The sequence below is a fragment of the Aliidongia sp. genome (assembly GCF_035943795.1).
Classification (GTDB): domain Bacteria; phylum Pseudomonadota; class Alphaproteobacteria; order ATCC43930; family CGMCC-115725; genus Aliidongia.
On the sequence record NZ_DASZBY010000027.1, the window covers coordinates 1 to 17,992 of the forward strand.

Genomic DNA, 17,992 nt, shown 5'->3' on the forward strand with positions numbered 1-17,992 from the left:
TTCGCGATTGTCTCCACTACCAGCATCCCAATCCTGGCCCCCATGATGCTCATGGAAGCCAATGTGGCCCCGACGCCTGCGGGGTCCCGATTGGAAGCCGATCACCCCGAAAACGGGGGCCTTATTCCACGCTTATTCACACCCCATTCCTGGGTCCAGCCATCGGACAGCCTCTAAATAGAAGCTAATTAGACGACAAAAATGCTTGTCGAGCGAGTCGAATCGCGACACACTACATCTTGTGTCTATGTCGTGCAGAATCGCAAAATACCCAAAATGAGTACAATTTGGTGATTTGCGTGATATGAAAAGAAAGAGGGTGCCCTTCGGGGCACCCTCTAGTGTCGCTCCACGTTTCTCCGATCAAGCCCCCTGGCAGGGGGGCTTGGTCAGTTTTCCTCTAGAACCGAGTTCTAGCGGTTAGGCCAGCTCCGGTAGTGCGAGCACACATGCTCCAACTGCCCGAAACGCCAACGAACGTACTCCCGCACATACACGGGTTTCGTATTAAAGTACCGCACTGATATCACCCCCTTCCACCTGATCAGCAAGACTAGATCTTGCTGGTGATGACGCCCTTGCGCGGCGCGCTTAGGCGCCGAAATCGGGTTCAGGTCGTAGAAGCTCTGCCAATGCAGCACCCGATCCATCGTCTATAGATGGATCAGAACATCAGCCTGCCACAAAATATGGGGGATGCAATGCCCTATATGGCGAGATTTTGTCAAAAATCTTCTTGCCAAGTTTGGCGGAGTCGTTCTCGCGGCGGAAACGCCTTGCTTTTCTACATATGGTATTAAGAGTGCGTGAAGCTTACCAGCCGGATGAGCGACTTCATTTTATTTCGACTTAGCCCAACCACACGCCGCATCACTGCGATCTGCGCTGAGCTAAATTTCGTGGTGAGTTTGCTACCTAATACCGAACGCCTCCGCCGGATCGAGCGGCGGCAGCAGGCCGGGCAGGCGCGCCGCCAGCATGGATTTGCCGGAGCCGGGCGGCCCCATCATCAGCAGATGATGCCCGCCGGCCGCCGCCAGCTCCAGGGCGCGCTTGGCCGTCTCCTGGCCTTTGATGTCCTTGAGGTCGGGCGGCGCCGGACCATCTGCCTCCAGCCGGGGTTTCGGCGGCGACAGCACCTGCGTGCCTTTGAAATGATTGATGAGCGCCAGCAGGTTGGCCGGCGCCAGAACCTCGATCGTGCCGGCCCAGGCCGCCTCGCCGCCGCAACCGGCCGGACAGATCAGCCCGCGCTGGCGCTCGGCCGCTCCCATGGCGGCGGGCAGGGCACCCGCGACCGCTGTCAGCGACCCGTCGAGCGCCAACTCGCCGAGGGCCACATAGCCCTCGAGCTCGTCACCGGGCAGGACGCCCATCGCCACCAGCAGACCGGCGGCGATCGGCAGGTCGAAATGCGAGCCTTCCTTCTGCACGTCGGCCGGCGACAGGTTGACCACGATGCGTTTGGGCGGCAGCGCCAGACCGATCGCATTGAGCGCTGCCCGCACCCGCTCCCGCGATTCCGCCACGGCCTTATCGGGCAGGCCGACCACGACGAAGGCGGGAAGCCCGGCGACGATCTGGACCTGGACCTCGATCGGCAGAACCTCGATGCCCTGAAAGGCGACCGTGTGAATGCGCGCGACCATGCCGAGGTTAATGTCCCTTTGGTTAAACCATGAGGCGAGCGTACAGAGGCGTGGGCATGAGCACCAGTACCGCGCCGCTATTCGCCGCAGTCATCATCGCCAAGGCCTTTGACGTTCGCTATGCGAGGGTGATCTAGGCCGCCAGCAATCTCGAATTCGAAGGTTCCGGCGTCATCTGTCCCCATACAAAGCGTCTTCCGATCGCCTTGCGTCATGGCTTTCCAGCTCAAGAGCATGCCCATGTTCGGCGGATAATGCCCGGCCACGGCTTCGGCTCGGGCGGCGTCGACTTTTGCCTGTAAGGCCGCCGCGACCGAGGGTTCGGCGAGGTTCGCCGTCGAGTGGCCGTCCAGTAGCTCGGTGAACAGCGCGTCCACCAGATCAAGCTCGGGAGTCATGCTCCGCTCGCCCAGATCTTGGATGCGATCCGGCAAGATCGCGATGGTCCAATCCACCTGTCGCCCTTCGCAGGAACCGCAGGCATAGAATGATTTGAACCACTGTTTCACGTTAATATGGAGCGTGCTGTCATCTCGCCGAACGAACCACTTCTGGTCATCCATATAGGTATAGAGCTTGACGAACAACGGCACCGATTCTCTGCCGCTCCAGCTCCAGATGGTTAATTGAGCGCCCACGGTGGCACCCATTGCCTGGGCATACGTCCCGATCACGTAGAACCGGCGATTTCCATGTATGTCGTCGGCAAGCTTGCCCAGGTCTGCATACACAGGACCGCATGCGCCGCCGTTCGGGTGGGTTCGGCAATCACTCGTCGCCCGGACCGGCGACCAAGCCCCGAGCGGCTCAAATCCCTTGGGAGCGACCTCACCTGAATCGGCGATTCGCCAGACAGCCTCGAAACCCGCGCCGCGATCGGCCTCCAAGAATACGGTGCCGATTTCCCCTTGGGTCACCGAAACCAAGATGGCTTTATGATCCAGCGCAACGGCGGTGACACCGAATCCATCCGCCACAGCCTTTACGGCTATCTCCAGTTCTGCTGCCGACACGGTGGCATGCGAACGCAAATAACTCGTCGTCCACTGCTCCAGGATTGACCACTCCGCCTTCAAAAGCCTAGTCGATTCCGGCGAACCGTCGATCGAGAACCCGTCCGAATGCTTTGAAAGCTCCACCAGCACATGTTGGAGCGACGCCCTCGTCGATGACGCGGCGTCTTGGGCATGGCTGCCGCCGACCGGAATCACCAGGAAAACCAAGAAGACACCGAGCGATCGTATCAGGCAGCCAGCCGAAATTAGGCGACGTTTAATACTACCGAACATGACGAAGCTCGGCAGCCCCGGCGCCATCTGGACCTGCACCTCGATCGGCAGGACCTCGATGCCCTGGAAAGCGACCGTGTGAATGCGTGCGACCATGCCTGGCAAGGTTCCCCCGATTTAACCGTGGGGCGAGCGTACAGCCGGTTGGTTCGGAGTTCCAGCGCGTCCCGCGCGGGATCGGCGTTTCAGAACAGCATGATGCCGACGACCGCCAGCAGGGCGACCACAACCCAGGAGGCCGCGGTCTCGCGGATCAGCGTGCTGTGGGCGGCGAAGCCTCGCCCTTCGCCCGGATCCGGCGCGACGGGCGTCAGGCCCGGGCGGCGTGGAAAGCGCAGGATGGTGGCGGCGGGTCGGCTCGGGCCGGCGCAGAGCGGCCAGGCGGGCGCGGATGGACTGGTGAAAAGCGGCACTGCGGCCATGGCGATCTCCTCATGCACCATCATGTAGGCCTCCGCGCTTCAGAGGTCTAAGATCGATTGGATAGGAAACTATAGGCAGAACGTCTGATGGAGCTGCGCCATCTGCGCTATTTCCTGGCAGTGGCCGAGGAGCTGAATTTCAGCCGGGCGGCCCTCCGCCTGCACATCGCCCAGCCGGCGTTGAGCCAGCAGATCCGGCAGCTCGAGGATGAGCTGGGCCTGCAGCTGCTCGAACGGGGCACACGGCCGCTGCGCCTGACCGAGGCCGGCCGCTTCTTCCAGACCGAGGCGCTGGCCGTGCTGGCCAAGCTGGACCTGGCGGTGGCTGGCGTACGGCGGATCGGCCGTGGCGAGGTCGGCTGGATCGGTGTCGCCTATGTAACCTCCGCCATGAACCTGCTGCTGCCGCCGATCCTGCGCCGGTTCCATGCCGAGCATCCTGGTGTCGAAGTGCTGCTGTACGAAATCCTGCCGTTCGAGCAGCCGGCGGCATTGCTCGAACGCCGTGTCCATGTCGGGTTCGTGCGCCCCGGCATCGACCATGCCGAGCTGGTCGAGGAGTCGCTCTATGACGAGCCGATCGTGGTGGCATTGCCGTCCGACCACCGTTGGGCGGGTCGGGCCCAGCTCGAGATCGCCGATCTGGTCGACGAGCCGGTGATACTCTTCGGCGGCCGCATGACGCGCGGCGTCGATAGCAGTTTCCTGCGGTCGCTGTTCCGTGCCGCCGGGGTCGAACCCAAGGTGGCGTTCCAAACGCAATATGCCGAATCCGCGCTGGGACTGGTCGCGGCTGGCATGGGCGTGGCGCTGGCTGCCGCCGGGTTCGGCCACGTGCCGCGCGCCGGCGTCAGCTTCATACCGCTCGCCGCCTCCGCGCCCAGCATTCCGATGAAGGTCGCCTATCGCCCGGCCGAACGATCGCCGGTGGTGCAGGCATTCCTGAAGATCACGCGGGAAGTGGCGGCCGGCCTGCCGCCCTGGCGCTGAGGGTCACAGCGCGGCGACGGCCTCGCGGATCGTCGCCGCCCGATGGACCCAGGTGTGGGCGCCCTCGAACCAGGCGCGTCCGGCCTCGGCCATGGCCTGCGCCTTGGCCGGGTCCTGCAGCAACGAGTCCGCCAGCGCCGGCACGTCGCCAAGGTCCGGGCGGGCCTGGGCCAGCACACCGACCGGTGCGGTCACCCCCAGCCAGGCGGTGGCACTGCTGAAGGCCACGGCACCGGCGGCCATGGCCTGGAACAGCCGCTCGTGGCTACCGTGGTAGGGCGTACAGCTGTTGACGACCAGCCTGGTGCGGGCCGTGAGGTCGGCGACCTCGGCAGCCGACTTCTGGCCGAGCAGCCGCGCCCGGACCGGGCCATCGGCCGCCGCGACGACCGCCTCCCAGCCCGGTCCGACCAAGGTCAGTGGCCGGTCGAGCAGTGCCAGGATCATTCGCCAGCGCACCCGGGCGCGCAAATACAGATCCAGCGTCTGGAAATACGGATAGAGCGATTGCGGCGCCGCGAGGGCCGTCACGGGATGGCCGACGCGGGCGATGATGTCAGGCAGCGGCGCGAACGGATCCGCATCATGGGCGTCGAGCATGGCGTTCAGGCGGCCCTCGACCTTCGGCCCGTGTTCGGTCCAGGCGGCGCGCAGGGCGGCCGGGTTGGCCGGTGCGGTGCCGGCATGCAGCAGTTCGATGTCGCGCGCCGCCCACGGCACCGGCGCCCTGCCGGCCGGCAGGGCCGTCGCCGCATGGGGCAGGTGCTTCAGCGGTATCGGCACGCCCAACTTGCCGCGCCAATAATCGAGATCGCCCGGCGCCGTGGTGAAGATCAGCCGGCGCCGGATCGGCGTCGCGACCTGGTTCCAATAGAGCAGCAGCGGGTCGAGGTAGATCGACACCAGCGGCTTCTCCAGGGCGTTGTACAGATTGCCCTCGGCCCGCTGGTCGAGCCCGATGCCGGAAAAGCCCAGGAAGGCATCGACCGGCCCGTCGGTGATCGCCTGTTGCAGCCGGATGATGTAGTCGGGTGCCGTCGCGTCGATGATCGGCGCCGCATCGCCCTGGGCCGTCAGGGCGACGGCCAGGCTGTCCAGCATGCGATCGACGCTGCCGTAAAGACTGCTACCACGGAACAGGATGAAGCGCATGCCGGGCTCGGGCGGAGGAAGTTCGGGCGAGCCTAGCACGCTCCGGCGGCGAGTCTTCCCCCGTGTCGATTCTTTCCGATCAAAATAGCCGGGCGGCCCGAACGATCTCGCCGGTCAGCTCGGCGATCTCGCGTGGCCCGTCGTGCTTTTGCGTGAATACCATGAACTCGACGTCCGGCAGGGCCGGCAGGCCGGCATCGGCACCCAGGGCGTCGAGCTGCGGCGTCAGCAGGCTCCGGTTCAGCGGAGTGACGGCGAACGCGGCGGCGGCGGCGGCGCGCAAACTGGCGACGCTGGGACTGACCACGGCGATACGCCAATCCCGCCCGGCTGCGGCCAGCGACGCCAGGGCCGCGTCACGGTAGGGACACGGCTCGGGGAACAGCGCCAGCGGCAACGCCGGAACGGTTTCGGGCAGGCCGCCTTTGGCATAAGCCCAGACCAGCGGCTCGCGCCACAGCAACTGGCCTGTCTGGTCGCCCCGGCAGCGGCTGCCGACGACCAGGTCGAGTTCGCCTCGTGCCAAGTCCGCCAGCAACAGCCCGGTATTGGCGACACGGACCTCCAGGGACACGCCGACCCGGACGCTCTGGAACTGCCGCAGCAGGCCGGGCAGCCAGCTGCTCATGAAATCGTCCGACGCGCCGATCCGCAGATGGATGCCGTCCGTGACCCCGGACAGGTGCCGCCGTGCATCCTCGTTCAGGCGCAGGATGGCCCGGGCATAGCCCAGCAGCATTTCGCCGGCGGGCGTCAGGGCGACCGACCGGGTGCTGCGAACGAACAGCGGCCGGGCCGCCTGTTCCTCCAGACGGCGCACATGCCCGCTGACCGCGGATTGCGTCAGGTTCAAACGCTCGGCGGCCTTGGTGAAGCTCGCTTCCTGGGCGACCGCCTGAAAGGTCCGAAGCAGCGTTGCGTCGAGCATGGTCATCTCAATCCACACTGAATATGATCATGATATATCGTTTATCAGACTGAACGAAAACTGCTTCGATCCCCTGGCCGTCACCGACCGGCTAGGAGCAGTCATGACCCATATCCTCTATATCGAAGCGTCACCGCGTAAGGCGCGCAGCGCCTCCACCGAGATCGCCCGGCACGCGCTTGCGGCCTGGCGGTCGGAGGACGCGACCGTCACGGTCGATACGCTCGATCTCTGGTCGGAATCGCTGCCGGAATTCGACGGCCCGGCGATGGAAGCGAAATATGCCGGCCTCTCCGGCACGCCGCTGACGGCTGAACAGGCAGCGGCATGGTCGCAGATCCGAGCGCTGGCGGGCCGCTTCCTTGCCGCCGATGCGCTGGTCGTGGCGGCACCGCTGTGGAACTTCTCGATACCCTACAAGCTGAAGCATCTGATCGACGTGGTTTCGCAGAAGGACCTGCTGTTCACGTTCGACGAGAGCGGCTTCGGCGGCTTGCTGCGGGGCCGCAAGGCGCTGGTGATCTGCGCCCGCGGGCTCGACTACAGCCCGAGCGCCGCCACACCGGCGGGCACCTACGATTTTCAGAAGCCGTACTTGGAGACATGGCTCCAGTTCGTCGGCATCTCCGAGATCGTGAGCGTCGTGGCGGAGAAGACGCTGTTCGGACCGGAAATCGACGGCGCTTCCCGCGCCGCCGCCTGCGCAGAAGCGGTGAAGGCCGCGCGGAAGTTCGCGCGGCCTGCCTGACAGGCCCGACTATCCGAGGGTGGGATAGTCGGTGTAGCCGACCGAGGTGCCGCCGTAGAAGGTCGCGGGGTTCGGCGTATTCAGAGCCGCATTGCGCTGCAGCCGCTCGACCAGGTCGGGATTGGCCAGGAACGCGGTGCCGAACGCGACCAGATCAGCGCCGCCGTTCTCGATCGCCGCTTCCGCCTTGGCCCGATCATAGCCGCCGTTGACGATGAAGGTGCCGCCGAATGCCTTGCGCAGCTGGCGCCAGTCGAACGGTTCGGTGCCGGCCTGGAAGACGTGGAGATAAGCCAGGCCCCGGCCGCCCAGCTGCGTGGCGACATAGTCGAAGGTCGCCTGCGGGTTGGAATCCTCTATGTCGTTGAACGGATTGATCGGCGACAGGCGGACGCCGACCCGGCTGGCGCCGAACACGGTCGAGACGACCTCGACCGCCTCGAGCAACAGGCGGGCGCGGTTCTCGACCGAGCCGCCATAGGCATCCGTCCGCTTGTTGGACCCGTCGCGCAGGAACTGGTCCAGCAGATAGCCGTTGGCGCCATGAACCTCGACACCGTCGAAACCGGCTTCCTTGGCATTGATCGCGGCCTGGCGGAAGGACGCGATGATGCCGGGGATTTCCTCCAGCGCCAGCGCTCGGGGCTCGACGAACGGAGCGGGGCCTTCTGCCGTCATCGCGTCGCCGGCCGGCTTGATCGCCGACGGTGCGACCGGCAATTGGCCGCCTTCCTGCATCGACGGATGCGAGATGCGGCCGACGTGCCACAGCTGCAGGAAGATCCGCCCGCCCTTCTTGTGGACCGCGTCGGTCACGAGACGCCAGCCGGCGACCTGATCCGCCGAATGGATGCCGGGGGTGCCGGGGTAGCCCCGGCCCTGGGGCGAGATCTGCGAAGCCTCGGTGATGATCAGGCCGGCAGTCGCCCGCTGGGCGTAGTACTCGGCATTGAGCGGCTGCGGCACGGCGCCGGCGCCGGCCCGGTTGCGCGTCAGCGGCGCCATCACGAGGCGGTTGCCGAGCGTGATCGGGCCGAGTTCGAACGGCTGGAACAGAGTGGGAAGGGTGGACATGGAAGGCTCCGGCAATAAGGACCGATCGGTCCAAAAAGGGTTGGTTCGAGCCAGGATCGTTTCCTGGGAATCCCGAAGGTCAGTGCAGAAGTTTCAGGATGATTTCGACGGTCTCGTCGAGGTGCTGCCGGCCGGTGCGCGCCCGTAACATCACCTGCAGACCGCTGAGGGCGACCGACAGCAGGCGGGCCAGTGTGGCGGCGTCGTGGACACGGCCGATCGAGCCTTCGCGCTGGCCTCGTTCGATCGTCTGGGTCAATTGCGTTTCCACATCGGCGAGTGCGCTGCCCACCTGGGCTTCGACCGCGGGATCCCGCGGCCCGAGTTCGACCGCCTCGTTGCAGGTCATGCAACCGCGGGCCTGTTCGCAGGCGACGACGCCGCGGAACAGGGCCTCGATCGCGGCTCGCGCCGTGGGACCGATGGCGAGGCGCGTTTCGAGCTCCGTCGCCTGCTGGTCCTGGTACTGGGTCAGCGCACGCAGGAACAGAGCGTGCTTGGAGCCGAAGGTTTCGTAGAAACTCGACTTGCTGATCCCCATCGCGTCGAGCAGATCGGCCAGCGACGTCGCCTCATACCCCTGCTGCCAGAACAGGTCGCGCGCCTGGGCCAGTGCTTGGGTCTCGTCGAATTCGCGGGGTCGGGCCATGAACCGTATATGGGGTTCCGGACTGGTTAGTCCAGAACCCTGATCTGAAATTTTTCAGACCCTTGATGCCGTAGTCCCCGCGCAGGCGGGAATGACGGGAAGATGCTACCGCCGGTTCAGTTTCGCTTCGATCGCGTCCCAGATCTTGGCTTCGAGCTTTACTCCGTCGAAGCGGTTGATCTCCTGCAGGCCGGTCGGCGAGGTGACGTTGATCTCAGTGATGTAATCGCCGATCACGTCGATACCGACGAAGATCAGGCCCTGGGCCTTCAGCGCCGGGCCGATCGCGGCACAGATCTCGCGCTCGCGCGTCGTGATGCCGGTTTTTACGGCCGTGCCGCCGACATGCAAGTTGGCGCGCGCCTCACCCTTGGCCGGCACGCGCAGCACGGCGCCGGCCGGTTCGCCGTCGATCAGGATGATGCGCTTGTCGCCCTGGCGCACTTCGGGCACGTAGCGCTGGATCATCAGCGGCTCGTTGCTGATGCTGGCGAACATCTCCAGGAGCGAGCCCAGGTTCTCGTCGCCGTCGCGGATACGGAACACCCCGGCGCCGCCATTGCCGAACAGCGGCTTCACGATGATGTCGTGATATTCAGTCCGGAATGCATCGATCTCACGCCGGTCCGACGTGATCAGGGTCGGTGGCATCAGGCTGGGGAACTGGGTGACGAACAGCTTTTCCGGTGCGTTGCGTACGGCGGCCGGGTCGTTCACCACCAGGGTCTGCGGATGGATCCGTTCCAGCAGGTGGGTCGCCGTGATGTAGGCCATGTCGAACGGCGGATCCTGGCGCATCAGCACTACGTCGACGCCGGCCAGGTCGAGCGACTCCGGTGCGCCCAGGCTGAAATGACTGCCGCGCTCGCGCCGGACCTTCAGCGGCCGTGCCCAGGCATGGACCCGGCCGTTCTTGAACGCCAGGTTCCGCGGGCCGTAGTGATACAGCAGATGGCCGCGCGCCTCCGCCTCCAGAGCTAGAACGAAGGTCGAGTCGGCATCGATATTGATGCTCTCGATCGGGTCCATCTGAATGGCGACGGCGAGACTCATGGCATTATCCCCTGGTGGTTGCCGGCACTATATGGTGACGACACCCCGGCGCCCAAGCCCGACGATGGTCGATGCGAATGGAGCGAATCAGGTGTCGGTATCCATGGATGATTCGCGAAAGGCCCTGTGTCTTACTGGATCGTCATAACCGAAGGAAATCGTCGTGCCTGGATTGGAGAATCGCGTAGCCCTCGTCACGGGCAGCTCGCGCGGCATCGGCAAAGCCATCGCAGTGGCGCTGGCGGAGGCAGGCGCCCTGGTTGCCGTGAATTATCTTACGCACGCGGACGAAGCGAAGGCCGTCGTCGAATCCATTGGCGGGACAGGAGGCCGCGCCGCGGCGTTTGGCGCGGACGTTTCGTTCGGGGCTGAGGCGCAGCGCTTGATCGGCGAGGTGGAAAAGCGCCTCGGCCCGATCGACATACTGGTCAATAATGCCGGCGCGGCGCTGGTGCGCGGCTTGGACGACATCACCGAAGACGATTTCGACCGTACCATCGCAAGCAATCTGAAGTCGGCGTTCCTCTGTACACAAATGGTCTTGTCGGGGATGCGGGCGCGGAAATGGGGGCGGATCGTCAATATTTCCTCGATCGGGGCGCGCATCGGCGCGGGCTCCGTCAGTGTGGCCTATGGCGCTTCCAAGGCCGGGATCGAAGGCCTGACCCGCGCCTATGCGCTACGGCTGGCGCCGGACGGCGTGACGGTCAACGCGGTGGCGCCGGGCCTGGTCGATACCGATATGGGGAAGCCGCTTATCGAAGCGGGCGTGCCGGCGCGCATTCCGGTCGGTCGCGCAGGGACAGGCGACGAGATCGCCCAGGCGGTCCTGCTGCTGGTCGGCAATGGCTACATGACCGGTCAGACGATTTCTGTAAACGGCGGCTCGCTGTTTTCCTGAGCTCGGGAAGCGCCATGCGAACGAGCTTCATCGATCGCCGGCGGGTGCTTTCTAGTTGAGGCGGCCCTTGAGCTGCTGCAGCAGCAGGGCCGCCTCGTGGCGCCACTCGGCCGCGGGATCGAGGCGGATCGCGGTCTCGAGCGCCGCGATGCCGGCGGTCAGCCGGCCGATATGGTTGGCCAGCATGCCGGTCTCGCGCCACAGGTCGGCATGGCCGGGCGCCAGCAGCCGCATGCGGCGCAGCACCTCGAACGCGGCCTCGCTGCCGCCGGCCTGCAGCAGACGCAGCTTGATGTTGTTCTGCAGGCGCAGCAGCACTTCGCGGTCGGCGACCATCCGATAATGCTCGGGCTTCAGCTCGGCCGAGCCCCCGCCATCGCGGCCGCCGCCAAGCAGCTGCATCAGCTTGCGCAGCTGGGCAGCGCTGCGCAGCTCGCCCCCGGCAAACGGGTCGAGGATCGCGCGCTCGCCGCCGGCGTCGATCCGCACCAGGAAATGGCCGGGGAAATTCAGGCCGCCGGCCTGCCAGCCCTGGGCGCGGGCGGCGTGGATATAGAGAATGCCCAGCGCCACCGGCAAGCCGCGTCGCCGGTCGATCACCCGCATCAGGTCGGCGTTGGCCAGGTCGTCGTACGTGGCGCCGTCGCCCTGGTAGCCGTGATTGCCGACCATGACCTGGACCAGGGCGGCGACCCGCTGCTTCAGCGGCGGCGCGCTGACCCCGCCCAATTCGGCCGCCAGCTCGTCGGCCAGCTGGTCCAGATGGGCGCGATAGCCTTCCGGATCGACCTCGGGCCGGTCGAGCCGCGCGAAGGCGAGCGCTGCCTCGGCCAGCGGCAGGATCATTCCGTCCGCCCGGCCCAGTTCGATCAGCAGCGCCTCCGCGCCCTCGCCCATGACTGCGGGTTCCGTCCTATTGCAGCGGGGTAACCTGGATCGGCCCTGACCGCGGTGGACTGTTCAGCGCCGGATCGCGGCTGTCGCCCGATCCGATGCCGCCGCCGGTTGCGCGCTGGCTGACACCCGGCTGGCCCGCATCCGGCGCGCTGAGCGCGCTCGGCTGGGTATTGCCGCCGCTGGTGCCCAACTGGGTGCCGCCATCCTCGCCGATCCCGCTGCGAATGCGGATGTAGTTCTTGACCTGCCGCACGTTCGGGATGTTGCGGGCATAGTTCAGCACGTGGTCCAGCTCGTTCTGGGTGCGCGCGATGCCCAGGATGTAGACCGTGCCGTCGACGCATTGCAGCGAGTAGTTCGGCGTCCGGACCGCGCCGTCGAACACCATGTCGCTGTTGAGCCGCGCCAGGATCCAATTGTCGCTGGCGGCGGTCGAGAAGCTGGCGCCCTGCGCGACCTGGATCTCGTTGATCACTTCCTTGACGCCGCTGGCCTTCCATGCGCCGGCGACCGCCTGGTCGCGGATCTTCGGATCGGGCACGCCACCGGTCAACAGCACGCGACCCTCGAAGATGTTGAGGTCGACGTAGGACGGGATCTGGCCGTTGTCCTTGGCCCAGATCGCGTTGATCTCGGTCTTGATGCCGGTATCGCTGGCGGTGCCGCCGATGCCGCGCTCGTTGCCCATGGTATAGCCGCCCGCACCGGCGGCGGCACCGACCGCCGCGATGAAGCAGCCGCCGAGCGGCAGGGTCGCGCTGGCCAGCGCCGTCAGACTGAGCGCCAGGGAAAGAACGCGCTGATGGGACAAGGTCACTCTTCTGAGCCTCCGGTTGGATCTTTCATTCACGCTATAGAACGGCTGAATTGTGGCGACAACCGGACATCCGTCGGTAAGGGGCCGATCGAACCTCTCAGCCATCGGCACGCCAGGCGTCGGGCAGGTGCCGGGGCCAGGTGCGCCGCACGATCAGCAAGGCGTCGAAACGCTGATCGAGCGCCGCCAGGTCCGGTCGTGCGGCCAGGAACTGGGCAGCCGCCCGGGCGATCCGGTGCCGCTGACGCGGGCTGACCGCGTCGGCGGCCGACCGGAAATCGGCCCGTGCCTTGACCTCGACGAACACCAGCACCCGGCCGCGGCGCACGATCAGGTCGATCTCGCCCGCGGCGGTGCGATAGCGCCGGGCGACGATGCGGTAGCCCTTGAGCCGCAGCCACCAGGCGGCGATGGTTTCCGACCGGTGGCCATGCTTTTCTGCGACCACGCGGTGCTGCCGGGTCATCGCGCCGCCGTTCCGGCCAATTCGAGCGCGCGGGCATAGACGTCGCGCCGCTTCAGGCCGAGCGCCTCGGCGACCTCGCTCGCGGCATCGCGCACCGACAGGTGGGCCAATGCCGCCGTCAGATGGGCATCCAGGTCCTCGGCACTGGCGGCGACGGCCGGCAGCGGCGGACCGACGACGACGACGATCTCGCCTTTAGGCGGCCCGGCTTGCTCGTAATGACGGGACAATTCGCCGAGCGTGCCGTGGCGGACCTCTTCATAGAGCTTGGTCAGCTCGCGCGCGACCGCCGCCGGCCGATCGCCGAGCTCGGCCGCCATGTCGGCGAGCGAGCTGGCGAGCCGCTGAGCAGATTCGAAGAAGATGAGCGTGGCCCGGACCGCACTGAGCTCGGCCAGATCCCGCCGGCGCGCGATCGTCTTGGAATCGAGGAAGCCCGCGAACAGGAACCGGTCGCTCGGCAAGCCGGACAGTACCAGTGCTGCGATCGGCGCCGAGGCGCCCGGCAGCATCTGGATGCGCAGCCCCTCCGCGATCGCCTGGCGGACCAGCTTGAAGCCGGGATCGGACACGAGCGGGGTGCCGGCATCGGAAATCAGCGCCACCGCCTGGCCCTGCGCAACCCGGCCCAGCAACAGCGGCCGCATGCGCTCGGCATTGTGCTCATGGTACGGCAGCAGCGGGGCGTCGATGCCGTGGCGCTGTAGCAATTTTGCGCTCACCCGCGTGTCCTCGCAGGCGATCACGTCGACCTCGGCTAAGATATCCAGGGCTCGAAGCGTGATGTCCGCGATGTTGCCGATCGGCGTGGCGATAATATAGAGCCCGGCCGATGCACGTTTTCGCCCCTCGACGCGTTCATCCGTCGGGGATCTTCCTGGGCCCGGTCGTTCGGGTGCCGATTGTTTTAGCGTGCGTTTACTTGACGCGGGCGCCCGGCTAGTGTCCGGCCGCGCCTCCTCGGTCGCTTCGGAGAATGTGCTTGAACCGTCCGTCTCTCGCGAACCCGGTCTTGCGGCCTTTGGCCCTCGCATCTGTGGTGACCTTCGCTCTGAGCTTGGCTGGCTGCGGAACTCAGACCGTAGCGGTGAAGCCGCCGGTACAGCAACCCCCGGTCGCCGTGCTGACCGGCCCTGTCGTCGAGCCGCTGCTGCCCGTCGTAGCACCACCGAAGCCGACTAATCTGGTCGATGTCGGTGGCCGCAAGGACGTGGCGCTGCTGCTGCCCCTGAGCGGGCCGACGGCGCCGCTCGGCCGCGACATGCTCGATGCCGCCCAGCTGTCGCTCATCGAGCTGGGTGCCGACGACATGGTGCTGACGCCCAAGGATACCAAAGGCACGGCCGACGGTGCCGCCGCCGCGGCCCGGCTCGCCATCGCCGAAGGGGCCCGGCTGATCGTCGGCCCCTTGACCGCGACCGAGGCCGAGGCGGTGAAGCCGATCGCCCAGGCCGCCCACGTCAACGTGCTGGCGTTCTCCAGCATCGCGTCGATCGCCGGCGACGGCCTGTTCGTCATGGGTATCCTGCCGCGCGAGGAGCTGAACCGGATCGCCGGTTACGCCCATTCGACCGGCATCGATCATTTCGCGGCCCTGGTGCCCAACAATACCTATGGCCAGCTCGCGGCCGAGCAGTTCGGCCAGGCAGTCGCGGCGGCGGGCGGCACGCTCGACGACACCGAGGTCTACGAGCCCGGCGGCTCCGACCTGAAATCGGTGATCCGCCACATGGCGGCCAACGGCAAATTCACCTTCACCGCCTTGCTGGTGCCGGAGAGCGGCGCCAAGCTCAAGAATACCGTGGCCCAGCTGCAGCTCGCCGACGTTAACCAGCAGAAAGTCCGGCTGCTCGGCACCGGCATCTGGGACAGTCCCGACCTCGGCAGCGAACCGTCGCTGATCGGCGGCTGGTACGCGGCCCCGCCGCCCGACGCCCGCGCCGGCTTCCAGGACCGGTTCCGCCAGGCCTACGGCCATGCGCCGCAGCGGCTGGCGACGCTCGCCTATGACGCGGTCGGCGTCGCGGCGGTGCTCGATCGCACACCCGGCAGCGAATTTTCGGTGGCGGCCCTGACCAACCCGAACGGCTTCGCCGGCGCCGACGGCATCTTCCGGCTGCGCGACGACGGCACGGCCGAACGCGGTTTGGCCGTGCTGCAGGTCGAACACAGCGGCACCAGCGTGGTCAGCCCGGCGCCGGAAAGCTTCGGCGAGGCCGGGCAGTAAGGGCTGGCGCCCCTCGGCGGATGAAATCGAGCTTCGCCAGATCGATCAATTCCCGCGCCCTGCCGTCCAGCACCGCCTTCGTCATGACCATGCAGAACGGATAGGCCTCGCCCGCCGTCGTCTTCGGCGGCATCGCCGCCGCCCGAATGTGATCCGCTGGCAGCGTCAGCCAGGGAGCGCCCGAGTGGACCAGCAATCTTTCCAGGAAGTGGGCCTTCGCGGCGGCACGGCAGCCGGCCTACATGATCGGATGCGGTTCGAACCGGATCGCAGGCGCAAGGCGCCCTTAGCCCGGCAGGTCCACCGATGAAATTGCAAGAGACGATCGATTGTCGTTCTTGGGCGAAGCTCGCGCTCGTGCTGTGCTGCCTCGCGACCGCGCCGGCGCTTGCGCGGGCGGACGAGCCCAACGCTTCGGCTCGGGACGGTGCGCGCGATTTCGATTTCGATATCGGCGTCTGGCATACCCACATCCGACGGATCCTGGATCCGTTCGCGGGCGGTCAGCATGTCATCGAGCTGGACGGGGTGGTGACGGTAAGCAAGGTGTGGGACGGACGCGCGTCGTTGGAAGAGATCGAGGTGGACGGGCCGACCGGCCATTGGGAAGGGATGAACCTTTTCCTGTACAATCCCGTGGCGCACCAGTGGAGCCAATCCTATAGCAACAGCAAGGTCGGCACGATCGGCGCACCATTCGTCGGCGAATTCAGGAACGGTCGCGGCGAACTCATCTCGCCGGACACTCTGGACAATCGCGCGGTCCTCGTGCGCGCCGTCTGGTCGAACATCGAGACGAACGCGCATGATTACAGCGAGTCCTACTCGGAAGATGGCGGCGCGACGTGGCAGCTTTCCTTCGCCGCGCATCTGATCCGCGCGGCATCGTGAGCGGGGCGGTGGCAGGCGTGCTTTCCGCTAACGCAGCAAGGCTGCCAATACGGCGTTCAGGCGCTGGCGGCCGGCGTCGGTCGCCACCAGCCGCTCGTCGTCGAGCGCCACGAAGCCGCCCTCGGTCAGATGGCGGAGCGCCGTGGCATCGATCAGATCCTCGGGCTCCAGGCCCAGTTCCTCGCGGAACCGCCGGCGCGGAATGCCTTCGGCCAGACGCAGCCCCATCATGACCAGCTCCTCGGCCCGGGCGGTCGGATCGATGGTTTCGGTCTCCTGGGTGCCATGCCCTTGGGCCTCGACCCGGGCCAGCCAGGTCTCGGGCGCCTTGGCCTGGCGGGTCGCAGTCTTTTCGCCGTTTAGGGTCAGGCGGCCATGGGCGCCCGGTCCGACGCCGACATAGTCGCCATAGCGCCAATAGGTCAGGTTGTGCCGGCTCGCCTGTCCCGGCCGCGCATGGTTCGAAATCTCGTAGGACGGCATGCCCGCGCCCGCCAGATGGGCCTGGGTCATCTCGTAAAGCTCGCCGGCGAGCTCGTCGTCCGGCAGCACGAAATCGCCCCGCGCGTGGAGAGTCGCGAAGGCGGTGCCCTGCTCGATCGTCAGCTGGTAGACCGACAGGTGATCGGTGGCAAAGCCCAGCGCGCGATCCAGCTCGGCCGCCCAGGATTTCACGGTTTGTCCCGGCCGTGCATAGATCAGATCGAAACTGTAACGATCGAAATGCCGGGCCGCAAGGTCGATCGCGCCGAGCGCTTCCTCAGCGGAATGCTGGCGGCCCAGGAATTTGAGCGAGGCATCGTCGAGCGCCTGGATGCCGAGCGAGACCCGGTTGACTCCGGCGGTGCGGAAACCCTGGAACTTGTGGGATTCGACCGAGGTCGGATTGGCCTCGAGCGTGATCTCGATATGGGGGTCGAGCGTCCAGCGCCGGCCGATGCGATCGATGACCGCGCCGACGGTCGCCGGCTCCATCAGCGACGGCGTGCCGCCGCCGAAAAAGATCGAGGTGACGACGCGGCCGGCGGTCTGCCCGGCATAATGGTCGAGTTCGGTCAGCAGGGCGGCGCGCCAGCGATCCTGCTCGATCCGGTCGCGCACGTGGCTGTTGAAATCGCAGTAGGGGCATTTCGACAGGCAGAACGGCCAATGGACATAGATCGCGAAGCCCGGGGCGTCGGCCGTCCCGGGCGCCGCCGCTGCCGTCACCAGGCTCATGACGCGAAGCAGGCCTCGACCAGCTGGCTGAACGCTCGGGCGCGGTGGCTGATGCGGTGCTTGGTCGCCTCGTGCATCTCGCCGAACGTCTGGCTCAGGCCGTCGGGAATGAAGATCGGGTCATAGCCGAAGCCCCGGTCGCCGCGCGGGGGAAAGCTCAGGGTCCCGGACACCCGGCCCTCGAAGCTCTCGAAATGGCCGTCGGGCCAGGCGAGCGTCAGGGCGCTGACGAAATGGGCGCGGCGATTGTCGGTGCCGCGCTCGGCCAGCTCGCGTTCGATGCGGGCCATGGCGAAGCCGAAATCCTTCGACGGCCCGGCCCAGCGTGCCGAATAGATGCCGGGTGCGCCGTCGAGCGCATCGACCGACAGGCCGCTGTCGTCCGACAGTGCCGGCACACCGGCGGCCAGCGCCGCGGCCAAGGCCTTCAGTTCGGCATTGGCGAGGAAAGTCGTGCCGGTCTCCTCCGGCTCCGGCAGGCCATGCTCCGCGGCCGAGCTGACATGGATGCCATAGGGCGCCAGCAGCTCGACGATTTCGCGCAGCTTGCCCGGATTGTGCGTGGCCACGATCAGGCCGGTGCCGGTGAAGCGGCGGCGCGGAGTGGCGGCGCACATGGGA

At 66.5% G+C, this 17,992-nt stretch carries 19 protein-coding genes and 1 pseudogene; 5 read left to right on the plus strand and 15 right to left on the minus strand.

Annotated features, from left to right (window positions below; genetic code table 11):
* Positions 1 to 917: 917 nt before the first annotated feature.
* From VGV37_RS04055 to VGV37_RS04065, 3 genes and pseudogenes are all read right to left on the minus strand, one after another.
* A pseudogene (locus VGV37_RS04055) lies at positions 918 to 1,649 on the minus strand (magnesium chelatase domain-containing protein); the annotation flags it as partial.
* 77 nt (positions 1,650 to 1,726) lie between these two features.
* Positions 1,727 to 3,034 carry a hypothetical protein gene (locus tag VGV37_RS04060; protein WP_326878339.1) on the minus strand — a complete coding sequence of 436 codons (1,308 nt, stop codon included), beginning with the start codon at positions 3,032 to 3,034 and terminating at the stop codon, positions 1,727 to 1,729.
* 89 nt (positions 3,035 to 3,123) lie between these two features.
* Positions 3,124 to 3,384 carry a hypothetical protein gene (locus tag VGV37_RS04065; RefSeq protein WP_326878340.1) on the minus strand — a complete coding sequence of 87 codons (261 nt, stop codon included), beginning with the start codon at positions 3,382 to 3,384 and terminating at the stop codon, positions 3,124 to 3,126.
* A gap of 63 nt (positions 3,385 to 3,447) precedes the next feature.
* Here VGV37_RS04065 and VGV37_RS04070 point away from each other — a divergent pair, with 63 nt between their 5' ends.
* Entirely contained in the window at positions 3,448 to 4,350 is a 903-nt protein-coding gene (locus tag VGV37_RS04070) for a LysR substrate-binding domain-containing protein (RefSeq protein ID WP_326878341.1), read from the plus strand.
* A 3-nt stretch (positions 4,351 to 4,353) separates the two neighbouring features.
* On the opposite strand, the gene VGV37_RS04075 is transcribed toward VGV37_RS04070, so the two are convergent.
* Together VGV37_RS04075 and VGV37_RS04080 are read right to left on the minus strand one after the other, a co-directional pair.
* Positions 4,354 to 5,502 carry a glycosyltransferase gene (locus VGV37_RS04075; RefSeq protein WP_326878342.1) on the minus strand — a complete coding sequence of 383 codons (1,149 nt, stop codon included), beginning with the start codon at positions 5,500 to 5,502 and terminating at the stop codon, positions 4,354 to 4,356.
* A gap of 79 nt (positions 5,503 to 5,581) precedes the next feature.
* Positions 5,582 to 6,430: a LysR substrate-binding domain-containing protein gene (locus tag VGV37_RS04080; protein WP_326878343.1), complete on the minus strand. Its 849-nt coding sequence runs from the start codon at positions 6,428 to 6,430 to the stop codon at positions 5,582 to 5,584.
* Between VGV37_RS04080 and VGV37_RS04085 the strand changes: the two genes are divergently transcribed.
* Complete coding sequence (locus VGV37_RS04085) at positions 6,429 to 7,178, plus strand: FMN-dependent NADH-azoreductase (RefSeq protein ID WP_326878344.1); 750 nt, start codon at positions 6,429 to 6,431, stop codon at positions 7,176 to 7,178. The two genes, VGV37_RS04080 and VGV37_RS04085, sit on opposite strands and share 2 nt — an antisense overlap.
* Before the next feature lie 9 nt (positions 7,179 to 7,187).
* On the opposite strand, the gene VGV37_RS04090 is transcribed toward VGV37_RS04085, so the two are convergent.
* The 3 genes from VGV37_RS04090 to gshB all read right to left on the minus strand — a co-directional run bounded on the left by VGV37_RS04090 (position 7,188) and on the right by gshB (position 9,954).
* Positions 7,188 to 8,252, minus strand: a complete 1,065-nt coding sequence (locus tag VGV37_RS04090) for an alkene reductase (protein WP_326878345.1) — start codon at positions 8,250 to 8,252, stop codon at positions 7,188 to 7,190.
* 79 nt (positions 8,253 to 8,331) lie between these two features.
* Complete coding sequence (locus VGV37_RS04095) at positions 8,332 to 8,901, minus strand: TetR/AcrR family transcriptional regulator (RefSeq protein WP_326878346.1); 570 nt, start codon at positions 8,899 to 8,901, stop codon at positions 8,332 to 8,334.
* Positions 8,902 to 9,006: 105 nt separating this feature from the next.
* Positions 9,007 to 9,954: a glutathione synthase gene (gene gshB / locus VGV37_RS04100; RefSeq protein WP_326878347.1), complete on the minus strand. Its 948-nt coding sequence runs from the start codon at positions 9,952 to 9,954 to the stop codon at positions 9,007 to 9,009.
* 163 nt (positions 9,955 to 10,117) lie between these two features.
* Between gshB and VGV37_RS04105 the strand changes: the two genes are divergently transcribed.
* Positions 10,118 to 10,855: an SDR family NAD(P)-dependent oxidoreductase gene (locus VGV37_RS04105; RefSeq protein WP_326878348.1), complete on the plus strand. Its 738-nt coding sequence runs from the start codon at positions 10,118 to 10,120 to the stop codon at positions 10,853 to 10,855.
* A gap of 51 nt (positions 10,856 to 10,906) precedes the next feature.
* On the opposite strand, the gene VGV37_RS04110 is transcribed toward VGV37_RS04105, so the two are convergent.
* The 4 genes from VGV37_RS04110 to rsmI all read right to left on the minus strand — a co-directional run bounded on the left by VGV37_RS04110 (position 10,907) and on the right by rsmI (position 13,853).
* Positions 10,907 to 11,752: a transglutaminase-like domain-containing protein gene (locus VGV37_RS04110; RefSeq protein WP_326878349.1), complete on the minus strand. Its 846-nt coding sequence runs from the start codon at positions 11,750 to 11,752 to the stop codon at positions 10,907 to 10,909.
* Between the two features lie 16 nt (positions 11,753 to 11,768).
* Positions 11,769 to 12,569, minus strand: a complete 801-nt coding sequence (locus VGV37_RS04115; protein ID WP_326878350.1) for a BON domain-containing protein — start codon at positions 12,567 to 12,569, stop codon at positions 11,769 to 11,771.
* A 97-nt stretch (positions 12,570 to 12,666) separates the two neighbouring features.
* Entirely contained in the window at positions 12,667 to 13,035 is a 369-nt protein-coding gene (locus VGV37_RS04120; RefSeq protein WP_326878351.1) for a YraN family protein, read from the minus strand.
* The gene (gene rsmI / locus VGV37_RS04125; protein ID WP_326878377.1) at positions 13,032 to 13,853 is read right to left on the minus strand and encodes a 16S rRNA (cytidine(1402)-2'-O)-methyltransferase; all 822 of its coding nucleotides are present in this window, start codon (positions 13,851 to 13,853) and stop codon (positions 13,032 to 13,034) included. Before rsmI ends, VGV37_RS04120 begins: the two co-directional genes overlap by 4 nt.
* A gap of 269 nt (positions 13,854 to 14,122) precedes the next feature.
* Between rsmI and VGV37_RS04130 the strand changes: the two genes are divergently transcribed.
* Positions 14,123 to 15,262 carry a penicillin-binding protein activator gene (locus tag VGV37_RS04130; protein WP_326878352.1) on the plus strand — a complete coding sequence of 380 codons (1,140 nt, stop codon included), beginning with the start codon at positions 14,123 to 14,125 and terminating at the stop codon, positions 15,260 to 15,262.
* Here VGV37_RS04130 and VGV37_RS04135 read toward each other — a convergent pair.
* Positions 15,222 to 15,395 (minus strand): hypothetical protein, encoded by a 174-nt coding sequence (locus tag VGV37_RS04135; RefSeq protein WP_326878353.1) that lies wholly within the window; start codon positions 15,393 to 15,395, stop codon positions 15,222 to 15,224. The genes VGV37_RS04130 and VGV37_RS04135 overlap by 41 nt on opposite strands.
* 173 nt (positions 15,396 to 15,568) lie before the next feature.
* Between VGV37_RS04135 and VGV37_RS04140 the strand changes: the two genes are divergently transcribed.
* Positions 15,569 to 16,153: a hypothetical protein gene (locus tag VGV37_RS04140; protein WP_326878354.1), complete on the plus strand. Its 585-nt coding sequence runs from the start codon at positions 15,569 to 15,571 to the stop codon at positions 16,151 to 16,153.
* Between the two features lie 27 nt (positions 16,154 to 16,180).
* On the opposite strand, the gene hemW is transcribed toward VGV37_RS04140, so the two are convergent.
* Together hemW and rdgB are read right to left on the minus strand one after the other, a co-directional pair.
* Positions 16,181 to 17,371 carry a radical SAM family heme chaperone HemW gene (hemW, locus tag VGV37_RS04145; protein ID WP_326878355.1) on the minus strand — a complete coding sequence of 397 codons (1,191 nt, stop codon included), beginning with the start codon at positions 17,369 to 17,371 and terminating at the stop codon, positions 16,181 to 16,183.
* Entirely contained in the window at positions 17,368 to 17,988 is a 621-nt protein-coding gene (gene rdgB / locus VGV37_RS04150) for an RdgB/HAM1 family non-canonical purine NTP pyrophosphatase (RefSeq protein ID WP_326878356.1), read from the minus strand. The genes hemW and rdgB overlap by 4 nt, the downstream gene beginning before the upstream one ends.
* Positions 17,989 to 17,992: the final 4 nt, after the last annotated feature.

Coding starts and splice junctions, on each gene's coding strand:
- gshB (WP_326878347.1), bottom strand. CDS start 9,954: ATGAGTCTCGCCGTCGCCATTCAGATGGACCCGATCGAGAGCATCAAT.
- VGV37_RS04110 (WP_326878349.1), bottom strand. CDS start 11,752: ATGGGCGAGGGCGCGGAGGCGCTGCTGATCGAACTGGGCCGGGCGGAC.
- VGV37_RS04070 (WP_326878341.1), top strand. CDS start 3,448: ATGGAGCTGCGCCATCTGCGCTATTTCCTGGCAGTGGCCGAGGAGCTG.
- VGV37_RS04075 (WP_326878342.1), bottom strand. CDS start 5,502: ATGCGCTTCATCCTGTTCCGTGGTAGCAGTCTTTACGGCAGCGTCGAT.
- VGV37_RS04135 (WP_326878353.1), bottom strand. CDS start 15,395: ATGCCGCCGAAGACGACGGCGGGCGAGGCCTATCCGTTCTGCATGGTC.
- VGV37_RS04085 (WP_326878344.1), top strand. CDS start 6,429: ATGGTCATCTCAATCCACACTGAATATGATCATGATATATCGTTTATC.
- rdgB (WP_326878356.1), bottom strand. CDS start 17,988: ATGTGCGCCGCCACTCCGCGCCGCCGCTTCACCGGCACCGGCCTGATC.
- VGV37_RS04090 (WP_326878345.1), bottom strand. CDS start 8,252: ATGTCCACCCTTCCCACTCTGTTCCAGCCGTTCGAACTCGGCCCGATC.
- VGV37_RS04120 (WP_326878351.1), bottom strand. CDS start 13,035: ATGACCCGGCAGCACCGCGTGGTCGCAGAAAAGCATGGCCACCGGTCG.
- VGV37_RS04065 (WP_326878340.1), bottom strand. CDS start 3,384: ATGATGGTGCATGAGGAGATCGCCATGGCCGCAGTGCCGCTTTTCACC.
- VGV37_RS04080 (WP_326878343.1), bottom strand. CDS start 6,430: ATGCTCGACGCAACGCTGCTTCGGACCTTTCAGGCGGTCGCCCAGGAA.
- VGV37_RS04140 (WP_326878354.1), top strand. CDS start 15,569: ATGAAATTGCAAGAGACGATCGATTGTCGTTCTTGGGCGAAGCTCGCG.
- hemW (WP_326878355.1), bottom strand. CDS start 17,371: ATGAGCCTGGTGACGGCAGCGGCGGCGCCCGGGACGGCCGACGCCCCG.
- VGV37_RS04060 (WP_326878339.1), bottom strand. CDS start 3,034: ATGGTCGCACGCATTCACACGGTCGCTTTCCAGGGCATCGAGGTCCTG.
- VGV37_RS04095 (WP_326878346.1), bottom strand. CDS start 8,901: ATGGCCCGACCCCGCGAATTCGACGAGACCCAAGCACTGGCCCAGGCG.